This is a genomic window from Mycobacterium basiliense (assembly GCF_900292015.1).
Taxonomy (GTDB): domain Bacteria; phylum Actinomycetota; class Actinomycetes; order Mycobacteriales; family Mycobacteriaceae; genus Mycobacterium; species Mycobacterium basiliense.
Map to the genome: position 1 here is coordinate 3,225,002 of NZ_LR130759.1, position 24,286 is coordinate 3,249,287.

Sequence of the window (24,286 nt, forward strand, 5' to 3'; positions counted from 1 at the left end):
CGGCGGCGGCCGGCTAGGTGCGGGCGGCTCGAACGCGGTCTCGCCTGCCCTCAACACCCCATCTCGTGACTTTGACCAGGGCCTCACGAATGCTTGAGCCGCCCATTTTGGATACCCCGAACTCGCGCTCGGTGAAGGTGATCGGCACCTCGACCACGACGAAACCGTGGTTCACGGAGCGCCAGGTCATCTCGATCTGAAAGCCGTAGCCCTTCGAGTCCACCCGGTCCAGCTCGATGGTCTCCAGCACTTCTCGCCGGTAAGCGCGATAGCCAGCGGTGATGTCGTGCACGCCGACGCCGAGCGCCACCCGCGCATAGGTGTTGGCGGTTCTGGAAAACGCCAGCCGGCGCCACGGCCAGTTGCGCACCGTGCCCCCGGGGACGTAGCGCGAACCGATAGCCAGGTCCGCGCCGCCGTCGACCGCGTCCAGCAAGCGGTGCAGCTGTTCGGGCGCATGGCTGCCGTCGGCGTCCATCTCGACCAGTACCGAGTAGCCACGGCCCAAACCCCACGCAAAGCCCTCCAAGTAGGCCGCCCCCAGGCCGTTCTTTGCGGTGCGGTGCAGGACAAAGGTGTGGCTCGGGTCGGCCTGGACCAGCTCGTCGGCAAGCTGACCGGTGCCGTCGGGGCTGTTGTCATCGACGACGAGCACGTGCACCTCGGGGCATGCATCGCGCACCCGGCGATGAATCAGCGGCAGGTTTTCCCGCTCGTTGTAGGTCGGGATGATCACCAGCGTGCGCTGGCTGGGCCGAGTGCCCGGAACCTCGGGCCCAGGTTGGCCGGTGGTCATGTAGCTCCTTTAGTTGCCCGAATTTCAGGTTGAGTGGTGCCCGCCCACATCGGGCGGGGGGTCTTTCGCCGTCGCCAGGTCGGTTTCGGATTCGTTCCGAAGCGCCGCACCCGAGACGTCGGAGTCGACCAGCGGCCCATCGGACTCCTCAGATCTGCCCGCGGGCCCGGACCGGCGACGCGTCGGACGCGGAAGCCAACCCGGGGACCGACCCGGGGACCAACCCGGGGACCAACCATTGTGCCGTATCGCGACAAGAATGACGGCGCCAGCCGCCCCGACCAAGACCCACTGCAGGATCGGAGCCCACCGGGTTGCCGGTGTCAACCTGGTCTTTAGCCGCACTTGGGTGTCCAGGTAGGCGGGCGCAAAGAAATCGGTACGGACCAACTCACCGCCGTCGGGCGCAATCACCGCGCTGATCCCGGTGGTACCGGCAACCAGCACATATCGGTCGTGCTCGACGGCTCTGACCTTGCCGAACGCCAACTGTTGCTCGCTCATCGTCTGGTTGAAGGTGGCGTTGTTGCTGGGCACTGCCAGCAGTTGCGCGCCGTTGCGGACGGCCTTTCGCGGGGCCCGGTCGAAGATCACTTCCCAGCAGGTGGACACCCCGACCGGCACGCCGGCAATGCGCACCACACCCGAACCCGCGCGCGGAACGAAGTTGCCGGCACGGTTGGCGTACCCGGAAAGGTGCTGGAAAAGCCACGGCATGGGCAGGTACTCGCCGAACGGCTGCACAATCTCTTTGTCATGGCGGTCGGCCGGTCCGGTACCCGGATTCCAGACGATCACCGTGTTGGTGAATTCGGGTTTGTCCTGCCTACTACCTGGAACGTCGAGCACCGTACCGACCAGGATCGGCGCGCCAATCGCCAGGGCCGCCTTCGAGATCTGCTGGGCAGCGTCGGGGTTGACCAGCGGATCGATGTCTGACGAATCCTCCGGCCAAATGACGAATTGCGGTTGCGGGGCGAGGCCCGCCCGAACGTCCTCGGCCAACTGCAGTGTCTCGTGCACGTGGTTATCCAGGACCACCCTCCGCTGGGAGTTGAAGTCCAGACCCAGGCGAGGGACGTTGCCCTGCACGACCGCAACGGTGATCGTGGGTTCGCCGCCAGATCCGGCTCCCGCGTGGCGCACCTGCGGCCAAACGATGACGGCGGTGAACAACACCAAACAGATGCAAACACCCGGAAGCACCACCGCGGGCGGCTTGGCCGCAGCGGACGCGTCATCGCCGGCCCGCTGGCCGGTTCGCCACCACTTCTCGATCTCGAACGCGATCGCCGTGAAGCTGCATCCGATCAGCACAACTCCCGTGGAGAGCAGCGCAACACCCCCGAGCTGCACCAACGGCAGCAGCGGGCCGTCGGCTTGACCGAACGCCACCGACCCCCAGGGAAATCCCCCGAACGGAACGATCGACTTCAACCATTCCTGGGCTCCCCAGAGCACCGCAAACCAGATCGGCCAGCCCCGCAGCCCGCGAACCAGCACGGCAAACAGGCCGAAGACGGCGGGGAACAGGGCCGACGTCGTGGCCAGCACCAACCACGGCATCGGGCCCACCAGCGTGCCTATCCACGGCAACAACGGCACGTAAAACCACATGCCGAACACGAAGCCGTAGCCCAACCCACCCGCCGGCGATGTGGCCGGATACACCACCACCCAGGTCAATAGCGCGATGGAGAGGACGGCGGCCCACCACCAGTCGATGGGTGGGAAGCTGGCATACATCAGCAAGCCGGCCGCCACCGATGCCCCCAGCCGGGTCAGACGAGGCCGCAGCGCGGCCCAGACGCCCGGTAGCCGTGCCCCTACGGCGGTGCCCGCCGCCGCCAGGCTCCAGCGTGCGGCGGCACCCAGCCGAGCGATCACGCTCGGGCTAGCGGCCGTTTGGGGCACGGTCGGCTCCTGAACGGGCTCCGGGGCATCAGCGCTCGCCTCGGCCGCGTCCGCGTCGTTGTCGGCGACCGCATCGGCCCGCCGATCCGGGTCGGCGTGCGGATCCGGGTTGGGCTCCTGGGTTTCCGGTTTGAGCTGGTCAGCGTCGATATGACGGGCCCGGCGAGCAGACCAGTGCCTAGCCATGGATCACCGCACCTCGATGCACCGTTTGACGGCAGCGCGGCAACGGGTCGGCCGGGCCCAGCCGGGGCAATGCCGGCACCCGAGAACGCGGGTCGGTGGACCAGCGCTGCACCGAGTCGTTGGGTGCGTGGACATCCAGGACGCCGACGTCCCATACGGCATACGTGGCTGGCGCACCGGGGACCAAGGTGCCGGCCTTGCCGTCGCGGACACCGCCGGCCCGCCAGCCGCCGCGAGTCGCCGCAGCGAACGCTGCCCGTGCCGACACCCCACTTCCCGGCGTGCGGTGATTGACCGCCGCGCGCACGCTGGCCCACGGGTCGAACCCGGTCACGGGTGCGTCAGAACCAAAGGCGAGGGGCACGCCTTGGGATGCTAACAGCGCAAGCGGATTGAGCTGGCGACCTCGGTTCGCGCCGAGACGCTGCGCGTACATTCCCGTGCTGCCGCCCCAGAGCGCATCGAAATTGGGTTGCACGCTGGCGACGATGCCCCACGCGCCCAGCTTTGCCGCCTGGTCGGCGGTGACCATCTCCACGTGCTCCAACCGGTGGCCGCAGCGCGCGACCGCGATCACGCCGAGGTCGGCAACGACCCGTTCGAACGCTGCGACCACCGCCGAGACCGCAGCGTCGCCGATGACATGGAATCCGGCGGTCACTTCCGCCTGAGTGCAGGCGCGCACGTGCGCTTCAACCGCGTCGGGTTCGAGGTGGCAGCTTCCGGTGCTGTCGGGCGCATCGGCATAGGGCTCATGCAGCCATGCGGTGCGTGAGCCGAGGGCTCCGTCGACAAACAGATCACCGGCCAACCCCTGGGCGCCGGTTTCGGCCATGAGCGCCCTGGCTTGAGCTGGTGTGGTCACCGCCTCCCCCCAGTAGCCGATCACCTCGACGCCGTGCTCGATGGCACGCAACCGCAGCCAATCGTCGATGCCGCCGATTTCTGGCCCGCCGCATTCGTGCACGGCAACGATGCCGGCGGCGGCCAAGGCCGGTAGCGCGGCGGCGCGGGCATCGGCCAACTGCGCGTCGCTGAGCAAGTCGCGGGCGGCCGCTCGGACCAGGTGGTGAGCGTCGCCAGTCAACGGTTGCTGTTCGGCGAATCCAGCCGCCGCGGCCAGCGTGGGGACCAGCCGCCGCAATCCGGACGAGGCCAGCGCCGAATGGACGTCAATGCGGGCCAGGTAGGCCGGCTGGTTACCGAGCACAGCATCGAGGTCGGCGGTGCTGGGCGCGGCGTTCTCGGGCCATGCCGATTCGTCCCAGCCATGACCCCATACCGGCCGGTTCGGATGAGCCGCCGCGTAGTCAGCGACCATTTGCACGCATTCCCCCCGCGAGGCGGCGGGCCGCAGATCCAGGCCACTGATCGTAAGCCCGGTCGCGCTCAGATGGATATGGCTATCCACGAATCCCGGCGCCACAAATCCGCCCTCGAGATCCTGCAGTTCGGCGTCCGGAAACTGGTTACGGCCGACGTCGTCGCTGCCCAACCACGCAACCATGCCATCGCGGACGGCCATGGCGGTGGCCTCCGGATGGGTAGGGCTGTACACCCGGCCGTTGACCAGCAGCTTGGAGCGAATGTGCGTCACACCGCAAAACTACGTAAGGCGGCCGACGACCTAGATCGCGCCCGGCGGCGATGCGGGGCGGGTCGGGCCGTTGGGGTAGCTGACGTCAGTCCGGACGTGCGGCAGGGTCGGGGGTTCGCCATCGATGACCTCAATGACTTCGCCGTCGATGTAGTCGCGTTCGCGAGGTGTGTCAGGGCGACTGAACGCATCGGCCATGCCGGCCGCGGCGGCCGCCGTCAGCGGGACACGCCGCAAGAAACCCCGCACCGCGACCGTGGTCAGGCCCGGGCGCGCCGCGGCCCGGATCGGCGGCGCCAGGAGCAACAGCCCGACCGTGGTGGTGACCAGACCGGGCAGCAGCACCAGGCCGGTGGCCACCGCCACCAGCGCACCGTCGCTGAGTGCGCTTCGCGGTTCCTGCAGGCCGGACTGCAACTGGATGAGCTGGCGGCTGAGCTGCCATCCGCCCATCGGCGCCCACAAGACCAGCCCCAGCACGAAGGTCGCCAACAGCACCAGTATGGTCCAGCCGAACCCGATTGCTGCCACCAGCCCGATAGCCGCCATCAGTTCGACCACAGCGTAGATAAGAAGCAGCCGACCTAACATGTCACGCCAACGACTGCGGGCCACCCGGGAGTTCCGCGGACGGTCGCAGGATGGCTGCAGTTAGATGACGCTATGACGACGATTGACATCGACACCCCTGCCGGACCCATTGATGCGCTGCTGAACGTTCCGACCGGAGACGGCCCGTGGCCGGGGGTGGTCGTAGTCCACGATGCGGTGGGCTACGCCCCCGACAACGAGTCGACTTCCCAGCGCATCGCCCAGGCGGGCTATATCGCGCTCACCCCCAATATGTACGCCCGCGGCGGCCGGGCCCGGTGCATCACGCGGGTCTTCCGCGAGCTGCTGACCAAACGGGGTCGCGCCCTGGACGACATCCTGGCTGCCCGAGACCACCTGTTGGCCATGCCCGAATGCTCCGGCCAAGTTGGCATCGCGGGCTTTTGCATGGGGGGCCAGTTTGCCCTGATCATGTCGCCCAAGGGCTTTGGCGCCGCAGCCCCGTTCTATGGCACCCCACTGCCACGCGATCTCAGCGAAACGCTTGACGGAGCGTGCCCGATTGTGGCGAGCTTCGGTGGCCGGGACCCGTTGGGTATCGGCGCGCCCGACCGTTTGCGCAAAGTCACCCAGGCCCAACAGATCACCGCCGACATCAAGGTCTATCCGGGCGTCGGGCACAGCTTCGCCAACAAACTTCCCGGCCAACCGCTGCTACGCGTCACCGGGCTGGGCTACGACGAAGCCGCGACCGAAGAAGCCTGGCGCCGGGTCTTTGCCTTCTTCGGCGAGCATATGGCGGCAAACGCGGCCGGGACCTGACGTCGATCGGGACACCAAATCCTGCCCGGCCGCGCCGCAACGTCATCCGACGACGAACTGGCTCGCGCGAGATTGCATTACGGCCAACGGAACGGCGTGTCGCTGTCCAGAAACGCAGGTGATTGCCAAACTGCCGGTATGTTTCGTCCCTCGACAGGTGATCGCCGTTGCCGGGTTGCGGGCAGTTCGCGATCGATACTGCTCGTATCCAGCGGCGATAGGGATCACGGACGATGACGGTGGAATTGTCGGCAAAGCCGCGGTGGGCGCAACCGCCCGACCCGACACAGCCCGCCCAGGCCGATACGACCGCGACGACCGATCCGACAGTAAGGACCGCCCCCTGGCGGCCGAAGTTGCTGCCGGTCGAGGATCGCCACTCGATCCTCGACACGCTGATGGTGGCACCGTCGGGTGGGGCACTGTGGCGATTCGCCGCGCTGATGTTTCTGTCGAGCATGGTCGCCTCGATCGGGCTGTTACAGAATTCGGCAGCGGTGGTCATCGGCGCGATGATGATCGCGCCCCTGATGGCCCCGATGATGGGGATGGCCGCCTGCCTGATCATGGGATGGGCGCACCGGTTGTTGCGTGGGCTGGCCTTGGTGTCGTTGTCTGCCGCGGGTTCGGTCGCGGTGGGATGGGTGACCGCTACCCTGCTGCCCGCAACGGGTACCGGGTTGCCCGCCGAAGTTGTTGCCCGGTCCAGCCCGGACATCCGAGATCTGCTCGTGGCCATGGGTGCCGGAGCTGTCGGAGCACTCGCCACTGTCCACAAAAAGGTCTCTGCCGCGTTACCGGGTGTCGCGGTCGCGGTGGCGGTCGTGCCACCGCTGGCGTCGGCAGGCGTGCTGCTCGGACGGGGACAACCCGAATTGGCCCGGGGCGCGGCGATACTGTTTTCCACCAACCTGGTCGGCATCGTCTTGATGGCGGCGGTGGTGTTCCTGCTCAGCGGCCTGGTCCCGCGCGACACATTCCGCACGCACCGCCACCAGATTCTCGCATCGCTGACCATGGCAGCCGTCAGCGCCGCGGCCGTTGCGATGATCCTCACCCCCCGGTTCATCGCACTCACCGGCCACGCCCGCGATCTCGAGGTCGCCACCCAAACGCTTACCGGCATGCTCAGCCCGGGCAGTGTTCTCAGCCACATCACGGCGTCCGGCAGCACGGTCCGAGCCGAGATCACCAGCCCTATCTCGCCTCCGCCGGTCCAGACCGTGGCGGCCAGTCTGAGCCGCGCCTTGGGACACCCGGTTACCGTCGAGCTGAGTTGGATTCCGGTTCGAGACCCCGAGCACAGCCGACCGGAAACCCCGCAACCGCCACTGAATGAGCTGGGCCCGCTGATAAGGGGTTGGCTGGATGCCCAATCGTTGGCGCTGCAAGGACTCAGCTACGAGTCGGGAACCCTGGTGGTCTCCACCGCCGGGCCGTTTCCGCCGAAGAAGGCCGAGGACCTGACGTCGCTGATCGACTCTCGGTTCAACTACCGCATCCCGGTCAGCCTGGCCTGGACCCGCACTCCCGGCGCCAGTCGATCCGATGAAACCAAGACCGCGCTCGACGCCGCGCATGCGACCGCCGCCGCCTGGGCCGCAAAACGGCCCGACACCGCGGTCTTGAGCACCACCGGCACCGCTAGCGCGATCACTATCACCCTGATCGGTCAAACCAAGCCCGAGATCGATACCCTGCAGGCCGACCTGCAGACCGCCCTGCCGCAGTCCACGATCACCATTCAGTGGATATCCGGCGGCGTGCTCGTCGTCGCCCCGCCAACGCCCACGCCCGAGCCTGAGCCGTCCCCTGATCGCAGTCCCACGACGGTCTCGGCATCGACCGGCTGAGTCTCGAGCGGTGATCCATCCAACCAGCGCCGGTTCGGCGGGGCGACCGCCTACTGCTCTTCGCGGGAGCCGCCGCTGCGGTCATCGCCGTCTTTGGCATCCAGCTGGTCGCTCGACGCCGGCTCCAACGCCACACTTCGCGACGACTGGCCGCGGGTGGGCGTCGGATGTGCGTTTTTGGCGGGCGCCAGGTGCACCACCTTGCCGATGACCCGACGAAGTCCGGGTGGCCCCTCGATCCGCAACAGGTGCCCCAGCCGTCCGGCGCGGTAGCGCAGCGGCGAGCCGACGAACTCGCCCAGCACCACCCCCGCGCCCAACACGAGTGCGGTCGCCGCCGCCGAGAGCAACTGGGCCTGAGCCTCCTCGAAATGCTCGTCGGCAGCGAAGTAGAACACGGCCCGAAACACCGCAAGCCCCGGCAGCATCGGAACGATGCCGGCAGTGGCCGTCACCAAGGCCAATGCCTGACGGCGGATCGAGATCAAGGTGGCGAGGAATCCGACGCCGACGGCGGCGATTCCGGTCGCGAACACCTGTCCGAATCCGGCCGTGCCGAGGCCGATCAACATCAGCTCGGCGAGCCCCGCCGCGGCTCCGGCGGTGGCGGCCGAGCGCAACGGCGCGTAGCTGGCCACCGTCAGACACCCGCCCGCGAGCGCCGCGCCGGCCACCGCGAGCGCGATCGGCAGCGACCCGCTCGGCACGGCGAATCCGTCGGCTGCATGGACACGTAACTCGATTTCGACACCCGCGGTTTTTGCGACCTGCAGACCGGTCAGGATGCCGACAACGATCCCGGACGTCAGAAACAACGCTTCGCCGATCCGGGCGACCGCAGTAACCATGTATCCGGTCACCGCGTCCTGCACCGCACCGACCAAGGTCAGACCCGACAGCAGCATCACGATCCCGGTGGCCACCAGCGCGGCCAGACCCTGCCCGGCGAACCGGTAGGCTGCCACCGCGACCAGTGTCGCCACGGCCGCACCGGTCACCCGCAGGAAGAAGGCCGGGGTCCCGATCCGGTTCAACAGCCGGCCCAAGCGGTCGATGGTAGCGGCGGTAAGAGCGGCCACCAGACAGGTCAGCCAGGTTCCGCCAAGCAGCAGCGCGATACCGAGGGCGAAGCCCGCCCACCCCGCGGTCGCCAGCCAGCGCGGATAGGGGTGCGGCCGTTCGGTCAACGCATCCATGGCTTCGTGAGCTTCATCGACGGTGACCCCACCGGACGTGATCTGCTGAACCAGCCGATCGAGCTCGGCCAGCCGGGTGAAGTCGTTGGACCGCGTGTGCACCGAGCGCACGATGGTGACCGGCGGACTGTCGGTGGTCGGCAGGGCCGACACAATGATCGTGGTGACCGTGATGTCGATGACGCAGTCGGTGATCTGATAGGCCTGCGCCACGTCCTGCGCGGTCGCGACCACGTCCGCAGTACCCGAGCCGGACGACAACATCACCTCGGCGAGCCGGATGGTGAGGTCCAGCACCTTGCGGACGTGCAAATCACCCATTCCGCTTGAGATCCGGCTGCGCTGGCCGGCAACGGGCACCGGATCGCGGCGTCCGCGAAGTGCGATCCGCAGAACACGCCGCGAGCCGGCCGAAGCATCCAATCGTTCTTGCACCATCGCCAGGCAGGATACCGACGACTGGCCGCCAACTTCGAGCGATTTTTGCCACACCCGATCCGCCGGTACATCGCACCCAAAGACCATGTCGGTCGAAGTGTTCGCCGCAGCAGACGAGTTCAGCGAGTCGACTCCAGTCGGGCCGCATTCAGCTTCTGCGACAACAGATTCGCGAACGTGTGCGTATCGCCTGGCCAACGCGCCGACAGGTGATTGTCGTCGTCGACGACAATCACCTGTCGAGAGTCGGTCACGGTGTCCCGCACCATGCCGGTGTTCTTTAGCCACGCCCACTCTGTCGTGTGGCCAACGTCGCAGAAAGTCGGTTGGCTCTCTTCGGGCACGCGTGACCTCGGCCTGCGCCGACATAGATCCGCCCGGCTGGCCAGGCTCCTCGATGTGGGTGCGGTAATAGTTGGGATCCCAGAACCGCGTGACCGGGTGAGTCGCCAGGCACGGCGCTCCATCGCCCAGGTCAACGCGGTGGTCCGGCGCCCGTAGAGCACGGAACGGCCGGGAGCGGGATCGATGCGGACCCGATACTCGTCCGACCGCAACATTTCTCGATACGCACGACGACCGTCCCGGTTGGCCCGCAACATCACCTCCGACGATCGGAACGGCACCCAGCACCGGCACCCGGGACCAAAGATCCAACACGCGGCAGGGCCCACCATGATGTCGTCGGCGACACCGGGAGCGGCGCTTTCGATGGCAAAGACCACCCGGTGCCCGTTGTTGGTCAGCACTCGCCAGCTGACCGCGACCTCGGTCGGGTCGAAGTCGCGATCCGGGATCGGGATCAAGACGGTGCCATGGCGATTGGTGCTGCCGTTAGCTTGGGGCCACCTTCAGCTCGAGTCCGACATTGTTCTCCATGCCACCGCGCAGCTTGCTGACGAAATTGAAAACCTTGCCCACGATGCCGTAGCGCTTGCCGATGGCGTCATAGACGGCGCCGGTTTGCGACTTGTCTAAGATGGCCGCGGTGCCTTCGACGGCCGCGCTTTTCGGGCGGCCTCGCATGTCGCAGGTGGCCAGCGTCACCCGCGGAGTGTTACGGATCCGCTTGACCTTCCAGGATTTTGCTTCGGTGATCACCAGCAAGCGGTCGCCGTCGGCGGCAGCCCAGATTGGGACGGGTTTGGGTCGGCCGTCTTTGGTGAAGGTGGTCAGCAGGATGTATTGCGCCTTGGCGAGCTCGGCGAATGTTGGCGTCACCGTGTCAACTTACCGCGGGCCGGGTCACCCCTGGCTGGTGAGCAGACACAGAATCGCACTCGGACCGCGGTCCGAGTGCGATTCTGTGTCTGCTCACGCGGGGGTCTACCCCTCGAGATCGCCCTCGGTTTCCAGCAGCGCTTGACGCAGGCCGTCGAGGGTTTCCGGCTGCGGCTGGGCCCACATGCCGCGGCTAGCCGCTTCCAGCAGCCGTTCGGCCATCCCGTGCAATGCCCACGGATTGGATTCGGTCATGAACTTGCGGTTCGCCGGGTCCAGCACGTAGCGCTCGGTGAGTTGTTCATACATCCAGTCGGCCATCACTCCCGCTGTGGCGTCATAGCCGAACAGATAATCGACGGTGGCCGCCATCTCGAACGCTCCCTTATAGCCGTGCCGGCGCATCGCGGCCATCCAACGGGGATTGACCACCCTGGCCCGAAACACCCGCGTGGTCTCCTCCGACAGCGTGCGCGTACGGATGGCGTCGGGGCGAGTGTTGTCACCGATGTAGGCGGCGGGCGCTTGGCCGGTCAGCGCCCGCACGGTGGCCACCATTCCGCCGTGGTACTGGAAGTAGTCATCGGAATCGGCGATGTCGTGTTCGCGGGTATCGGTGTTCTTGGCCGCGACGGCGATGCGCCTATACTGGCGGTTCATGTCGTCGGTCGCCGCACGGCCATCGAGGTCGCGTCCGTAGGCGAAACCGCCCCAGGCGGTATACACCTGGGCAAGGTCGGCGTCGTCTCGCCAGTTGCGACTGTCGATCAGCTGCAGGAGTCCGGCCCCATAGGTTCCCGGTTTGGAACCGAAAATCCTTGTGGTGGAACGCCGTTGATCGCCATGCTGGGCCAGGTCGGTCTGTGCATGCGCGCGCACATAGTTGTCCTCGGCGGACTCGTCGAGGTCGGCGACCAAACACACGGCGTCATCGAGCATCGTCACGACGTGCGGGAATGCGTCGCGGAAGAAACCCGAGATTCGCACCGTCACGTCGATGCGCGGTCGCCCCAGTTCGGCCAGCGCAATCGCGGTCAAGTCCACCACCCGTCTGGACGCCTCGTCCCACACCGGTCGAACACCGAGTAGCGCGAGCACCTCCGCGATATCGTCGCCGGCGGTACGCATCGCCGAAGTGCCCCACACCGAAAGGCCAACCGACTGCGGCCACCGCCCGTAGTCATTTCGATAGCGGATCAGCAGTGAATCAGCCAGTGCCACACCGGCTTCCCATGCCAGCCGGGACGGCACCGCTTTGGGATCCACGGAATAGAAGTTGCGCCCGGTCGGAAGAACGTTGACCAGGCCGCGCAGCGGTGAGCCGGACGGCCCGGCCGGGATGAACCGGCCGTCCAATGCCCGCAAAACCTGGTCAATTTCGGCTCCGGTGCCAGCCAGCCGCGGCACCACCTCAGTGGCGGCGAACCGCAGCACCGTTGCCACCTCGGCATTGTCGGTGATCCCGGACACGGCGGCCGGATCCCAGCCCGCGGCCTGTAATGCGGCCACCAGACCACGCGCCACCGCCTCGACCTGGTCCACCGCCGCGCGCTCGTCGGTGCCGTCCTCGATGAGACCGAGCGCCTGCCGCAGGCCCGGCATAGCCTGCTGCCCGGCGAACAGCTGGCGGGCCCGCAGAATGGCCAGCACCAAATCGAGTTCGGTCTCCCCCGCGGGCTTTTGCCCCAGAATGTGCAGGCCGTCTCTAATCTGGACGTCCTTGATTTCGCAGAGCCATCCGTCGACGTGCAGCAGCATGTCGTCGAACGAGTCCTCGTGCGGCCGCTCGGTCAGACCCAGGTCATAATCCATCTTGGCGGCCCGGATCAGCGTCCAGATCTGCTGGCGGATGGCCGGCAGCTTGGCGGGGTCTAACGCTGCGACGTTGGCGTGCTCGTCGAGCAACTGTTCCAAACGGGCGATGTCACCGTAGGTTTCGGCGCGGGCCATCGGCGGTATGAGATGGTCGACGAGCACCGCGTGAGCCCGCCGTTTGGCCTGGGTACCTTCGCCAGGGTCGTTGACCAAAAACGGGTAAATCAGTGGCAGGTTGCCCAGCGCGGCGTCGGATCCGCAGGCCTCCGACATGCCCAATGTTTTGCCGGGCAACCATTCTAGGTTGCCGTGCTTGCCCAGATGTACCACGGCGTGCGCCCCGAACCCAGTATCCAGCCAATGGTAGGCGGCCAGATAATGGTGGCTCGGCGGCAGGTCCGGGTCATGATAAATCGCGACGGGATTTGCGCCGAAACCACGGGGCGGCTGCACCATCAGCACAAGGTTCCCCGATTGCATTGCCGCAATGACGATTTCGCCATCGGGGTCATTGCTGCGGTCAACAAACAGCTCTCCCGGCGGCGGACCCCAGTGCGCCTGTACCGCCTCAGCAAGCTCCACCGGCAAACTGCCAAACCAGTCTCGATAGTCCTTGGCAGACACTCGAATCGGATTGCCAGCAAGCTGACCATCGGTGAGCCAGTCCGGATCCTGGCCGCCTCGCTCGATCAGCGCATGGATCAGCGCGTCGCCGTCGCCCGCTTCCACACCGGGCAACTCGCCTACCCGATACCCGCGCTCACCCATGGCGCGCAGCAGCGCGACCGCACTGGCCGGGGTGTCCAGGCCAACGGCGTTTCCGATGCGCGCATGCTTGGTTGGGTAGGCCGAGAAAACCAGGGCCACTCGCTTCCGAGCGACGGGAACATTGCGCAATTGAGCGTGCCGAACCGCCAGCCCGGCCACCCGGGTGCAGCGTTCGGCGTCGGCGACATAGGAGATCAAGCCGTCGTCGTCAATCTCCTTGAACGAGAACGGGACGGTGATGATTCGGCCATCGAATTCCGGCACTGCCACCTGGCTGGCGACATCCAATGGGCTGAGGCCGTCATCGTTGTCGCACCACTGTTCCCGCGGACTGGTCAGGCACAACCCCTGCAGAATCGGAATGTCCAAGGCGGCCAGGTGCTCCACGTTCCAGCCGTCATCGTCGCCCCCTGCGGACGCGGTCGCCGGTTTGGCTCCGCCGGCGGCCAGCACGGTGACCACCATGGCGTCGGCCTCACCCAGCTTGCGCAACAGCTCCGGTTCGGCGGTACGCAGCGAGGCACAGTACACCGGCAGCGCACGAGCACCCGCGTCTTCGATCGCACGGCATAGCGCTTCGACGTATGCGGTGTTGCCGGCCAAGTGTTGCGCGCGGTAGTACAGCACGGCGATCATCGGGCCGACGTTGCCCGTGTCGGGTCGCGACAACACTCCCCAGGACGGCGTGGCGACCGGCGGGCCGAATCCGAAGCCGGTCATCAGCACGGTGTCGCACAGGAAGGCGTGCAACTGACGCAGGTTGTCCACGCCGCCCTGCGCCAGGTAAATGTGCGCTTGCAGGGCGATGCCCGCCGGGACGGTGGAGCGATCCATCAGCTCGGCGTCGGGGGCCTGCTCACCGCTGACCAATACGGCGGGGATGCCGGTGGCCAAGACCGAGTCGATGCCGTCCTCCCAGGCCCGATAGCCGCCGAGGATCCGCACCACCACGATCGCAACGTCGGTCAACAGCTCTGCCAGCTCGAGGTCCGACAACCGCGCGGGGTTGGCCCACCGGTAATTCTTGCCGCTGGAACGGGCGCAGATCAGGTCGGTGTCGGACGTCGACAGCAACAGAATGGTCAGTTCCGGCACCACTTCTTCTTACCGGAGTGAGACTTGTTCGGAACCGTCGACCTCCGCAACCGCTTTTCGCCGGCGCGCCAAGACAAATCTTGTGCTGGCACGCAAGGCGGATCGCACCCGCCGATCTCGCAAGCGACCGCGGCGGCCGACGACGCCGTTGCGCCGCCGGCCGCCCGGTCCCCTCCCCGACTAGCCGGCCGCCACTCGCATCTTGCCGAAAACCCGTGCCTGCATGGCGGCGTCACCGTGGGATGGCGCCTCACCGACCTTGCCGTCGTAGAACGTACAGAGGGGCCACTCCACGGTGCCGGGAAAAGTGCGCAAAACGGTTTCGAGATCGCCCGCATTGAATGCGGCAGAGCCGTTCCTGGTCGCCTCAATATTCTGATTGACCATCGGATTCCTCTACTACGGTGTCGTTATACCCGCTTCCGCGGGATGCACCACCCGTTTCCCCGCCGCGACGCTTGCTATGTACCACGGAGCACGGGCCACCGAACAACCCGTAGTTTCCCGCGCTCAGGAGATGGGCGCCTAGAGTAGCCCGGTACTCGATTACCCTGAGCTGACAGCTCCGCGCGCAGGCCACCGAGTCTTCGCATTGGCCTGCGCCGCTGCCCCCGCAGGACGTGACGCACGATTATCGGCCGCAGCAACCGAATTGGTGGATCGACCATGACGGTGATGCTCATGAAGTGTGCGACGACAACGAGATCGGTCTCGGCCGCGATCATCACCCGGCCAAACCACGCGTTGCTGATTTTCTTCCACATCGGCCGAGGTCCGGGCACCTCCGGGAGAGTCAAATCGGATCCGGCCGCGGTCTGCCAGGCCACCCGGATTGTCTTGGCGCTCGCGCGGAAGAAGCGCCGGGGTACCTCGTTTGTCCATCACGCACCTCTTACGTCGGAAACTTGGTCTGCTAGAAGCGTCCGGCGCTGCACAGGCGGGCACCTAGAGTAGGCGACTACTGCAATTTTGGTCCGTGATTTTGGGCGCCAAGCAACACTTGATTCGTCCCGTACCGTGAACTGGTGGCCCGCGTGCGTGACACCGATGCCTGTCCGGGTGCACTTCAGGTGCACCAGGCCGCCGATGGCGCCCTGGTTCGGGTTCGGTTACCCGGCGGGTGGTTGACCGCCGACCAGTTGATGACGCTTGCCCGTTCGTCGAGCGAGTCGGGATCGGGAATGCTGGAGCTGACCTCGCGCGGCAACCTGCAGCTGCGCGGAATCACCGACGTGCCGGCGGTGGCCGATGGGATCGCCCAGGCAGGCCTGTTGCCCTCGCCGACGCATGAGCGGGCCCGCAATATCGTGGCCTCTCCCCTGTCCGGTCGGATCGGCGGGCTGGCCGATGTCCGACCGTGGGTCAGTGAGCTCGACGCCGCAATCTGCGCCGAACCTCTGCTGGCCAAGTTGGGTGGCAGGTTCTGGTTCAGCCTCGACGACGGGCGCGCGGACGTGTCCGGCCTGGCAGCCGACGTGGGCGTGCACGTTCTTGCCGACGGATATGCGTTGCTGCTGGCCGGGCGCGACACCGGTGTGCGGCTGGCTCCGGACCGCGTGGTGAGCACGCTCACCGAGCTAGCCGTGAGATTCGTTGAAGTCCGTGAAAAGGCATGGCGGGTGGCCGAGTTGGCTGATCGGAAGGTCCTGCTGGCGGGCGACGAAGCGGGGTTGCGCTTTACGCCGGTGATTCAACCTCCGGTGGGTTGGCTCCCCCAGGACGACGGCCGAGTGGCGCTGGGCGCCGCGGTGCCGCTGGGAGTGCTGTCCGCCCGCGTCGCCGAATTCCTCGCCGCAATCGAGGCCCCGCTGCTGGTTACGCCGTGGCGGTCGGTGTTGGTCTGCGATCTGACCGAAGCCGTCGCCGACACCGCGTTACGGGTGCTGGCGCCACTGGGACTGGTGTTCGACGACCGCTCCCCTTGGTTGTCGGTCAGCGCGTGCACCGGAAGCCCCGGCTGCGCGCACTCGGTCGCCGACGTGCGGGCAGACGCGGCCGCAGCGCTCAAAGAGGTCAGCGCGGAACACCGGCACTTCGTCGGCTGCGAGCGGGCTTGCGGCAGTCCGCTCACCGGTGCGGTGCTTGTCGCCACCGGCAACGGATACCGGGCGCTGCGGCCGTAGGGTGAGCGAGTGCTCGACTACATTCGTGACGCTGCGGAGATCTATCGGCAATCGTTCGCGACCATCCGCGCCGAAGCCGACCTGAGTCGATTTCCCGCCGATGTCGCGCCGGTGGTGGTCCGGTTGATCCACACCTGCGGCCAGGTCGACGTTGCCGAGCACGTGGCTTACACCGACGACGTGGTCCGGCGGGCCAGGGCGGCCCTGCGTGCCGGCGCTTTGGTGCTGTGTGATTCATCCATGGTGGCCGCCGGGATCACCACCACCCGGCTGCCCGCCGACAACCGGGTGGTATCGCTGGTCGCCGACCCGCGAGCTGCGGAGCTGGCGGCGCGCCGGGAGACCACCAGGTCGGCGGCCGGGGTGGAATTGTGGGTAGACAGGCTAGCCGGGGCGGTGGTGGCGATCGGTAACGCGCCCACCGCACTGTTCCGGCTACTCGAATTGCTCGACGAGGGGGCTGCGGCTCCGGCCGCGATGCTGGGCGGGCCGGTCGGTTTCGTCGGCTCGGCACAGTCCAAGCAGGAGCTCATCGAACGGCCGCGCGGGATGGCCTATCTGGTGGTTCGAGGCCGTAGGGGTGGCAGCGCGATGGCCGCAGCCGCCGTCAACGCGATGGCGGACGACAGCGAATGACCGCACGGGGAACCCTGTGGGGAGTCGGGCTGGGCCCCGGCGACCCAGAGTTGGTGACCGTCAAGGCCGCCCGCGTGATCGGTGAGGCCGATGTGGTGGCCTATCACAGCGCCCGCCACGGCCGTAGCATCGCCCGCGGCATCGCCGAACGGTATCTGCGGCCGGGGCAAATCGAGGAACACCTGATCTATCCGGTGACCATCGAAACCACCGATCACCCCGGTGGTTACGCCGGAGCGCTGGAAGATTTCTACGCCCAAGCCACCGAACGCATTGCCGCACACCTGGACGCCGGGCGCGACGTGGCGCTGCTGGCCGAGGGCGATCCGCTGTTCTACAGCTCCTACATGCATTTGCACACCCGGCTGACGCAGCGGTTCAGCGCCGTGATCGTTCCGGGCGTGACGTCGGTCAGCGCCGCCTCTGCGGCCATCGCCACCCCGCTGGTGGCCGGAGACGAGGTGCTGGCCATATTGCCGGGCACCCTGCCCGTAACCGAGCTCACCCGCCGCCTCGCCGACGTCGACGCGGCCGTGGTGCTCAAGCTTGGCCGCTCGTATCACAATGTCCGCGAAGCGCTTTCAATATCGGGCAGGCTCGGCGATACGTTCTACGTGGAGCGGGCCAGTACCCCCGCGCAGCGCGTACTGCCCGCCGCCGACGTCGACGAAACCAGCGTTCCGTACTTTTCGCTGGCCATGCTTCCGGGCGGGCGACACCGTGACGGGCCGTCATCCGAGGGCAGCGTCGCGGTCGTGGGTCTCGGCCCCGGCGACCTGGACTGGATGACGCCGCAAAGTCGACGCGAGCTGGCGCGTGCGACCGATCTGATCGGTTACGGTCACTACCTGGACCGCGTCCCGGTCCGCGAGGGCCAGCGGCGCCATCCCAGCGACAACACCGACGAGCCTGCACGCGCCCGACTAGCCTGCACGTTGGCCGACCAAGGCCAAGCGGTGGCGGTGGTGTCGTCCGGCGATCCGGGCATATTCGCTATGGCCACAGCCGTTTTAGAGGAGGCCAAACAGTGGCCTGGGGTGCAGATCCGGATCATTCCGGCGATGACGGCCGCCCAGGCCGTGGCTAGCCGCGTTGGCGCCCCGCTCGGACATGACTACGCCGTGATCTCGCTTTCGGATCGACTTAAGCCGTGGGACGTCATCGCCGCGCGCCTTTCCGCGGCCGCGGCCGCCGACCTGGTGCTGGCAATCTACAATCCGGCTTCGAAGACTCGCACCTGGCAGGTCGGCGCGATGCGTGACCTGATGCTCGACCACCGTGAACCGGGTACCCCGGTGGTGATTGGGCGCTCGGTATCGGGTGCCGACGAGGACGTCCGGGTGATGCGTCTGGCGGACCTCGATCCCGCCGATATCGATATGCGCTGCCTGCTGATCGTGGGATCGTCCCAAACGCAGTGGTATTCAGTCGATTCCAAGGACTGGGTGTTCACCCCTCGTCGATACCCGGCGTGAGTTGAATCCCAGGGCGCAGCGCCATGGCAACGAAATCCAGCCGCCACAACGACTGGAACAGCTTGAGACCGAATGTTTCGAGTTCGGCCGCGCTGGCTTTGGCCTGGCCGCGCGCCACACAGCCGACAATCTCACGGATGGTGCGGCGGCCATCGATGTGTTGTACAAACGGTAGCTGCGCCGGCTTGGGAGTCATCCGCCAACCGGGCCAGATCATTTCACCGCCCGACACCTCACAACGTGTCCGCAATAGCGGAACGTAGTCGAGGGAGTCGTCCGTCGAAAAATCTATCGTGTAGCCGTCTCTAGGACGATCGGGATGGCACGCCATGAACAGATGAACACCATTCAACGTTTCCAGACGTTCCATCACCGACCATAGTTTTCGGTCGGGCAATGCGTTCACCGCCGCATAGAACTTGCTGTCCGGCAAGAAGAAATCGTGCGGGTAATACGGTGTTTTCTGAAACCAGCCTTGGAACACCAATCCGGCGGCGGTTACGAGATCGACGCACTCTTCCACGGTGTAACTGCGTTGGCGTCCGTGCAGAAAAGTATCGACCAACGCCGCATCCGATGTTAGGTCCCGGGCCTTTTTCAGATAGCTCTGTACTGGATGGTACGGCGGCAGCAGTGCGATCGCTTCCTTGACCATGGTGACCGAGGCGTCGTCCTGGCCCAGTTCGAGATCGCGGAAAACCGAATCCAATAAATCGACGCCCACGCGGCCGTACTTGCCATACAACATCACCGCTATCACGCCATCGCGGCGCACACGGCCGGCCAGCGCCTTCATGCCGGCAAGCGGATCTGCCATGTGATGCAGCACGCCGCTGGATACCACGAGGTCGAAGTCACGCCCCAATGTCGACAGCTCTTCGATAGGAAGCAGCCGCAACTCAAGGTTGGCCAGATCGTACTTGTCTTTCAGATACTGCTGATGGTCCAGCGAGGACTGGCTGACATCGACCGCGACCACCTTTGCCGCACGATTGGTGAAGGCGAAAATCGCTGCCTGGTTGGTGCCGCAACCGGCGATCAAAATATCGAGATCGGGCCGGTATTCCCGGTCGGGCCACAGAATCCGGTGGGAGTACGCCGGGTCGAACCATTCCCAGTTGGCCGAAGTCCATGCGTCTAGATCCTCGATGGGATGGGGGTATATCCACCGCTGGTACTGACGCGAGACGATGTCGGCACGCGGATCATCGTTCACTTCGGCGCTGGCTCCTTCGGTTGTCGGGCCAGCTAACGAGTGCTCCCGTCCGTGCCGCCCGTGCCCGACGCGGGAGTAGCCGCTGGGACAACCCCTGGATCGCCGGCAATGCGTTCAAACGAACTACCGTATCCAGCCGGCTGGGAAGTCGCCACATCGGCGGGCTCGCCCAACAGCAACGAACGAACCAGCCGGCGCGGTCCGAATGGGCGCAGCATGGCACTCGCCGGGCGTGGACGGACGCGCTGCGGCCACCAGAACCAACGCCCGAGCAGCGCGGCGACCGACGGAGTCATGAGCGAGCGCACGACCAGGGTGTCGAACAGCAGGCCGAGGCCAATCGTGCTGCCGGCCTGGCCAATCGAACGCAGGTCGCTGGCAACCATGGACAACATGGTGAAGGCGAACACCAGCCCCGCAGCGGTGACCACCCCGCCCGTTTCGCCCATCGAACGAATGATGCCGGTCTTCAGTCCGGCGCCGTTCTCCTCCTGGAAGCGGGAAACCAGCAAGAGGTTGTAGTCGGATCCGACCGCCAACAAAATGATCACCCCGAACACGGGCGCGATCCAGTTCAGATCCAGGCCCAGCAAGTGCTGCCAGACCAGCACGGACAGCCCGAATGCGGCGCCTAGCGACAGCAACACCGTGCCGACGATGACCAGCGAGGCCACCAGTGCCCGGGTGATGATGACCATGACGACGAAGATGAGCGTCAGGGCCGCTATTCCCACGATCAGGATGTCGTATTTCGCCCCGGTCTGGATGTCGTTGTAGATTGCCGCGGTCCCGGCGAGAGAGAACTTGGCGTCGGCCAGCGGTGTCCCCTTCACCGCTTGGCGCGCGGCGTTGAGTTCCGGCTTGACCGCCGCGATGCCCTTCGGGGTCGCCGGATCTGAATCGTGGGTGATGATGAAGCGCGCGGCCGTACCGTCGGGAGACAGGAACAGTTTCAGGCCGCGTTGAAAGTCGGGGTTGTCGAACGCTTCCGGCGGCAGATAGAAGTAGTCGTCGGCCTTGGCGGCGTCGAAGGCCTGGCCCATCGCGCTAGCGGTGTCGGTCATCCGGGACATCTGCGTGACCAGCCCCGAAAAGCTGCTGTGCAGGGTCAGCAGGGTGCCGCGCATGGAGGTTGCCACCGCGATCATTGACGGGAACTCCGCCTGCATCTGGGGAAGTATCGCGTCGACGTTGTTCATATCGCCGATGAGCGTGTCCATGTTCTCGCTGAACTTGTCGACGCCGTCGATGGCTTCGAAGACCGATCTCGATGCCCAGCAGACCGGGATGTTGAAGCAGTGCTGTTCCCAATACAAATAGCCGCGCAACGGTCGCGCGAAATCATCGAAATCGGCTAGATGATCCCGCATCTCGTTCAGGGTGACCCGCATTTCGTCCGTGTCGCCGACCATCCGATGAGTCGTGGCGGTCATCCGGCCCACCAGGCCTTGGAGGCGCTCCATCGATGCGATCATGGCGCCCAGATCGTCGCTCATCTTGAGCATGTCGGCCGTGCGCTCTTTCATGAATTCCAGGTTTTGCTGTATCGGCAGCGCCTGCATGCTGACCTGAAACGGTATCGACGTGTGTTCGATGGGACTGCCCAGCGGTCTGGTGATGCTTTGCACTCGAGCAACACCGGGTGCCCGGAAAACGTCCTTGGCGATCCTGTCCAGCAAAATCATGTCCGCGGAATTCCGCATGTCATGATCGCCCTCGATCATGAGGATGTCGGGGTTCAATCTGGCCGCGCTGAAATGGTGCTCCGCTGCGGCGTAGCCCACGTTCGACGGCAAGCCAGCGGGTATGTAGTAGCGGTCGTTGTAGCTGATTTTCATGCCCGGCACGACCAGCATTCCGACTAGGGCGATCAGGAGTGACGCCACGAAGACCGGCCCGGGCCAGCGGACGGTCGCGGTGCCGATCCGCCGCCAGCCGCGCACCTTGATCATCCGTCGTGGATCGAGCAGACCGAACCGGCTGGCCACGGCGACGATGGCGGGCGCCGCCGTCAGCGCCCCGGCGATGACCACCAGCAACCCGAGCGCGGACGGGATGCCCAACGCCTTGAAATAGGACAGCCGCGCCAAGTGGAGACAGAACGTCGCGCCGGCGATCGTCAATCCCGAACCCAAGATGACGTGATAGGTCCCGCGGAACATGGAGTAGTAGGCCGATTCGCGATCTTCACCGGCCTGGCGTGCCTCGTGATAGCGCCCGATGAGAAATATCGCATAGTCCGTGCCGGCCGCGATCGCCAGCGACGACAGCATGGCGACAACGAATGTCGAGAATTCCAGCAAGTGGTAGTGCCCGAGCAGCGCGATGGCTCCCCTGGCCGTACCCATTTCGAAGCCGACCATGGCCAACACGAGCAGCACAGTGCCTACCGAGCGATAGACGATGAACAGCATGATCATGATGACCATGCCGGTCACGCCCATCATCGTGAACATGCTCTTGTCGGCGGCCTCGTTCATGTCGGTGGTCAGTGCCGCCGGGCCGGTGACGTAGACCCGTATCCCGTCCGGCGGCGGCGCCCGGTCGACGATGTCGCGGACCGCGTCGACAGAGGCGTTGCCTAGGGTGCTGCCCTGGTTGCCGGCAAGGTTGAGTTGCACGTAGGCGGCTTTGCCGTCACCACTTTGAACGCCAGCGGCGGTGATTCGGTCCGCCCACAGGTTGTGCACGTGCTGGACGTGTTCGGTGTCGGCCTCCAGTCTTTGCACCAGGTCGTCGTAGTAGCGGTGGGCTTCGCGACCGAGCGCCTGGTCGCCCTCGAGGACAATCATCACGATGCTGTCGGAATCGGATTCGTGAAACGTTGTGCCGATGCGCTTGGCCGCGATCATTGCCGGCGCATCTTGCGGCGACATCGTCACCGCGTTATCCCTTGCGACAAACTCGATTTGCGGCACCAGAACGTTGAGAGCGATCGTGATGAGCAGCCACGCCAAGATGATCGGTATCGCGAATGCCCGCACCATCCGTATGAAGCGGGGCCGGGTGCCGTCATCAACGCTCGTGGCCCTGTTGCCGCTCATGCTGCTTTCACCAAGCAGAAGGTCTGGGCGTGGTACCCCTGGACGGATTGCTCGTCCTTGACGTCACCGTTGACGGTGATGCGACAGCCGATGCTGTCGCTGTTGCCCTGCGCCACGATGTTGGCGATGACGGCGGGGACCGTCGTCGTGATCGTGTGAGTCCAGGGCAGGCTGACGAAGTCGACCTGCTCGGGCTCGGCGTTCTTATTCAGATAGCTCACGCTGCCCGCCGTGCCGCTGGGCCCAAAAACCTCGTAGGTAACCCGTTTTGGGTTGAACGGCACGATCGATTCAACGGTGTTGCCGCTCGAAGAAAAGATCTCGTCGGAACCGAAAATCCCCCGTAGACGCGTGACGGCTGTGCCACCGATGGCAACGGCCACCACGACGACAAGCGGCACCCATGCCCGCTTCAGAAACGTCAACATCGTGCTCCCCATCGCTCGCAATCACTGTATACCATATACCCCCCCAGGTATTTTTGCAGGCGGCCTTGTAGGGCTGGGACGGGGAGGAAACCGATCAATCGATCGAAATCAGCGGCTCCACCACCACGTGACGAAGCTCCACCACGTGACTATGCGAGGACTTCGGCGACACACCGCGCCGCATCGGCGATCAGACTGTCGCTGGGTTGGGCGTCATATCCGCCGCTGGCACGGTCGGTCATGATGGCCACGACGTACGGCGCACCGCTGGGTGACCACACCACCGCGACGTCGTTGGCCCGTCCGTAGTCACCTGTCCCGGTCTTGTCGATCACTTTCCAGTCGGCAGGAAACCCCGCCCTGATGCGCTTAGCGCCCGTGGTGCTGCGCGCCATCCAGTCCGTCAGCATCGCTCGCTTATCTGCGGGCAGCGCGTCGCCGAGAACCAAATTCTGATAGTCGAGCGCGATCGCGCGCGGGGTGGTGGTATCTCGCTCATCCCCGGGAGGATCGCGGTTAAGTTCCGGCTCCTCTTGGTCCAGTTGGCTCACCGAGTCGCCCAGGCCGCGCAAGTAGCCGGTAAACGCCGAGGCACCGCCGATCTGGTCCAGCAAGAGATTGGCGGCGGTGCCGTCGCTGTAGCGGATCGCCGCGTCGCAGAGCCCCCGAATGCTCATGCCGGTCTGAAGGTGCTGCTCGGTTATCGGCGAGGTCGACCGGATGTCGGCGCTGCTGTAGGTGACCATGCTGTCCAGGTGATCAATCGGATACTGGTGCAAGACCGCGGCCACCAGCAACCCCTTGAAGGTGGAACAGAAAGCGAACCGCTCCTCGGCGCGGTGGGCGATCTCGGTGGTTGTGCTGGTTGCCGGCACGAACACGCCCAGCCGAGCTTCGTGTTGCCGTTCCAGCTCAGCAAAGCGACTCCGGAAATCGGTTGTGGGCTTCGCCGCGACCGGCGCCCGGCGGTCACCGCCGGACCGCCGAGCACAACCCACCAGCGGAACCAACGCGACTGCCGCGAGCAACTCACGTCGAGTTACCGTCGGCGACTGTGAACTTGAAGCACCCATGTCGCGATCGAGTGTGTCACGGTTTGGTCTTGGGCGGG

16 protein-coding genes and 1 pseudogene are annotated in these 24,286 nt (G+C 65.8%); 5 read left to right on the forward strand and 12 right to left on the reverse strand.

Going from position 1 to position 24,286, the window contains the following annotated elements; all coding sequences use genetic code 11:
• Positions 1–13 precede the first annotated feature (13 nt).
• The 3 genes and pseudogenes from lnt to MB901379_RS13580 form a co-directional block, all read right to left on the reverse strand.
• Positions 14–2,896, reverse strand: a pseudogene (lnt, locus tag MB901379_RS13570) (apolipoprotein N-acyltransferase).
• Positions 2,889–4,493: an amidohydrolase gene (locus MB901379_RS13575; protein ID WP_158017160.1), complete on the reverse strand. Its 1,605-nt coding sequence runs from the start codon at positions 4,491–4,493 to the stop codon at positions 2,889–2,891. The pseudogene lnt and the gene MB901379_RS13575 overlap by 8 nt, the downstream one beginning before the upstream one ends.
• Before the next feature lie 30 nt (positions 4,494–4,523).
• A complete protein-coding gene (locus tag MB901379_RS13580; protein WP_158019155.1) occupies positions 4,524–5,084 on the reverse strand; it encodes an FxsA family protein in 561 nt (186 codons plus the stop codon).
• 72 nt (positions 5,085–5,156) lie between these two features.
• Here MB901379_RS13580 and MB901379_RS13585 point away from each other — a divergent pair, with 72 nt between their 5' ends.
• Complete coding sequence (locus MB901379_RS13585) at positions 5,157–5,867, forward strand: dienelactone hydrolase family protein (protein ID WP_158017161.1); 711 nt, start codon at positions 5,157–5,159, stop codon at positions 5,865–5,867.
• Positions 5,868–6,100: 233 nt separating this feature from the next.
• Positions 6,101–7,720, forward strand: coding sequence for a DUF389 domain-containing protein (locus tag MB901379_RS13590; protein ID WP_158017162.1), 1,620 nt, complete (start codon positions 6,101–6,103; stop codon positions 7,718–7,720).
• Positions 7,721–7,770: 50 nt separating this feature from the next.
• Here MB901379_RS13590 and MB901379_RS13595 read toward each other — a convergent pair whose 3' ends face one another.
• From MB901379_RS13595 to MB901379_RS13615, 5 genes are all read right to left on the reverse strand, one after another.
• Complete coding sequence (locus tag MB901379_RS13595; RefSeq protein WP_158017163.1) at positions 7,771–9,354, reverse strand: threonine/serine exporter family protein; 1,584 nt, start codon at positions 9,352–9,354, stop codon at positions 7,771–7,773.
• A 119-nt stretch (positions 9,355–9,473) separates the two neighbouring features.
• Complete coding sequence (locus tag MB901379_RS13600) at positions 9,474–10,160, reverse strand: type 1 glutamine amidotransferase domain-containing protein (RefSeq protein WP_232021844.1); 687 nt, start codon at positions 10,158–10,160, stop codon at positions 9,474–9,476.
• Between the two features lie 28 nt (positions 10,161–10,188).
• On the reverse strand, positions 10,189–10,575 hold the full coding sequence (locus tag MB901379_RS13605) for a PPOX class F420-dependent oxidoreductase (RefSeq protein WP_158017164.1): 387 nt from the start codon (positions 10,573–10,575) through the stop codon (positions 10,189–10,191).
• Between the two features lie 105 nt (positions 10,576–10,680).
• Positions 10,681–14,253, reverse strand: a complete 3,573-nt coding sequence (gene cobN / locus MB901379_RS13610; RefSeq protein WP_158017165.1) for a cobaltochelatase subunit CobN — start codon at positions 14,251–14,253, stop codon at positions 10,681–10,683.
• Positions 14,254–14,433: 180 nt separating this feature from the next.
• Positions 14,434–14,640 (reverse strand): hypothetical protein, encoded by a 207-nt coding sequence (locus MB901379_RS13615; protein WP_158017166.1) that lies wholly within the window; start codon positions 14,638–14,640, stop codon positions 14,434–14,436.
• Positions 14,641–15,278: 638 nt separating this feature from the next.
• Here MB901379_RS13615 and cobG point away from each other — a divergent pair.
• The 3 genes from cobG to MB901379_RS13630 are packed head-to-tail and all read left to right on the forward strand — an operon-like array spanning position 15,279 to position 18,487.
• Positions 15,279–16,376 carry a precorrin-3B synthase gene (cobG, locus tag MB901379_RS13620; protein WP_158017167.1) on the forward strand — a complete coding sequence of 366 codons (1,098 nt, stop codon included), beginning with the start codon at positions 15,279–15,281 and terminating at the stop codon, positions 16,374–16,376.
• 9 nt (positions 16,377–16,385) lie between these two features.
• Positions 16,386–17,012, forward strand: coding sequence for a precorrin-8X methylmutase (locus MB901379_RS13625; protein ID WP_158017168.1), 627 nt, complete (start codon positions 16,386–16,388; stop codon positions 17,010–17,012).
• Positions 17,009–18,487, forward strand: coding sequence for a precorrin-2 C(20)-methyltransferase (locus tag MB901379_RS13630; protein WP_158017169.1), 1,479 nt, complete (start codon positions 17,009–17,011; stop codon positions 18,485–18,487). Before MB901379_RS13625 ends, MB901379_RS13630 begins: the two co-directional genes overlap by 4 nt.
• Here MB901379_RS13630 and MB901379_RS13635 read toward each other — a convergent pair.
• From MB901379_RS13635 to bla, 4 genes are all read right to left on the reverse strand, one after another.
• On the reverse strand, positions 18,462–19,703 hold the full coding sequence (locus tag MB901379_RS13635) for a class I SAM-dependent methyltransferase (protein ID WP_158017170.1): 1,242 nt from the start codon (positions 19,701–19,703) through the stop codon (positions 18,462–18,464). The two genes, MB901379_RS13630 and MB901379_RS13635, sit on opposite strands and share 26 nt — an antisense overlap.
• A gap of 32 nt (positions 19,704–19,735) precedes the next feature.
• The gene (locus MB901379_RS13640; protein ID WP_158017171.1) at positions 19,736–22,747 is read right to left on the reverse strand and encodes an MMPL/RND family transporter; all 3,012 of its coding nucleotides are present in this window, start codon (positions 22,745–22,747) and stop codon (positions 19,736–19,738) included.
• On the reverse strand, positions 22,744–23,175 hold the full coding sequence (locus MB901379_RS13645; RefSeq protein ID WP_158017172.1) for an MmpS family transport accessory protein: 432 nt from the start codon (positions 23,173–23,175) through the stop codon (positions 22,744–22,746). The genes MB901379_RS13640 and MB901379_RS13645 overlap by 4 nt, the downstream gene beginning before the upstream one ends.
• A gap of 149 nt (positions 23,176–23,324) precedes the next feature.
• Positions 23,325–24,248 (reverse strand): class A beta-lactamase, encoded by a 924-nt coding sequence (gene bla, locus MB901379_RS13650; protein ID WP_158017173.1) that lies wholly within the window; start codon positions 24,246–24,248, stop codon positions 23,325–23,327.
• Positions 24,249–24,286 lie beyond the last annotated feature (38 nt).

Excerpts from the sequence above, each read along its gene's own strand:
- MB901379_RS13595 (WP_158017163.1), bottom strand. The coding sequence starts at position 9,354 with ATGGTGCAAGAACGATTGGATGCTTCGGCCGGCTCGCGGCGTGTTCTG.
- MB901379_RS13585 (WP_158017161.1), top strand. The coding sequence starts at position 5,157 with ATGACGACGATTGACATCGACACCCCTGCCGGACCCATTGATGCGCTG.
- MB901379_RS13640 (WP_158017171.1), bottom strand. The coding sequence starts at position 22,747 with ATGAGCGGCAACAGGGCCACGAGCGTTGATGACGGCACCCGGCCCCGC.
- MB901379_RS13630 (WP_158017169.1), top strand. The coding sequence starts at position 17,009 with ATGACCGCACGGGGAACCCTGTGGGGAGTCGGGCTGGGCCCCGGCGAC.
- MB901379_RS13580 (WP_158019155.1), bottom strand. The coding sequence starts at position 5,084 with ATGTTAGGTCGGCTGCTTCTTATCTACGCTGTGGTCGAACTGATGGCG.
- MB901379_RS13590 (WP_158017162.1), top strand. The coding sequence starts at position 6,101 with ATGACGGTGGAATTGTCGGCAAAGCCGCGGTGGGCGCAACCGCCCGAC.
- bla (WP_158017173.1), bottom strand. The coding sequence starts at position 24,248 with ATGGGTGCTTCAAGTTCACAGTCGCCGACGGTAACTCGACGTGAGTTG.
- MB901379_RS13645 (WP_158017172.1), bottom strand. The coding sequence starts at position 23,175 with ATGTTGACGTTTCTGAAGCGGGCATGGGTGCCGCTTGTCGTCGTGGTG.
- MB901379_RS13615 (WP_158017166.1), bottom strand. The coding sequence starts at position 14,640 with ATGGTCAATCAGAATATTGAGGCGACCAGGAACGGCTCTGCCGCATTC.